Below are 619 nucleotides of genomic sequence, written 5' to 3' on the forward strand. Positions count from 1 at the left end.
ATCGTCCCGGTCGTCGCCATTTTGAGGGCCGGCCACAACGGTGCGCTGGCGCCGCTGGTCGCGCTCGTCACCTCGGCGCAAGGCACGCCCAACGACCTCGCCTATTTCTGGCTGACCGGTGCATTGTCGTCCTTCCTCGACAATGCACCGACCTACCTGGTGTTTTTCGAGCTGGCGGGCGGCGATCCCCGCCACCTGATGACGGAGTTCGCCTCGACACTTGCCGCGATCTCGGCCGGCGCCGTGTTCATGGGCGCCAACACCTATATTGGCAACGCGCCCAACTTCATGGTCTATGCCATTGCCAGGCATCGCGGCGTCAAGATGCCGGGCTTCTTTGGGTATATGCTGTGGTCGGGGCTGGTGCTGGTCCCGACCTTCTTGGTCGCGGGTTTTCTGTTTTTCGGTTGATCAACCCACGCCGACATAGCGCCGAGATCGGAAGAGCACACGTCTNCCTGATGACGGAGTTCGCCTCGACACTTGCCGCGATCTCGGCCGGCGCCGTGTTCATGGGCGCCAACACCTATATCGGCAACGCGCCGAACTTCATGGTCTATGCCATTGCCAGGCATCGCGGCGTCAAGATGCCGGGCTTCTTTGGGTATATGCTGTGGTC

The 619-nt window shown here is 61.8% G+C and carries 2 protein-coding genes; both read left to right on the top strand.

Going from position 1 to position 619, the window contains the following annotated elements; translation table 11 throughout:
- A partial coding sequence (locus tag X742_RS0139750) for a sodium:proton antiporter (RefSeq protein WP_031248883.1) occupies positions 1-411 on the top strand: 411 nt, incomplete at its 5' end.
- Positions 351-619, top strand: a 269-nt coding sequence (locus X742_RS1000000176665) for a sodium:proton antiporter (protein WP_280800212.1), incomplete at its 3' end; no start/stop codon positions are given. The genes X742_RS0139750 and X742_RS1000000176665, both read left to right, overlap by 61 nt.

Source organism: Mesorhizobium sp. LNHC229A00, assembly GCF_000502415.1.
In the GTDB taxonomy this organism is placed as follows: Bacteria; Pseudomonadota; Alphaproteobacteria; order Rhizobiales; family Rhizobiaceae; genus Mesorhizobium.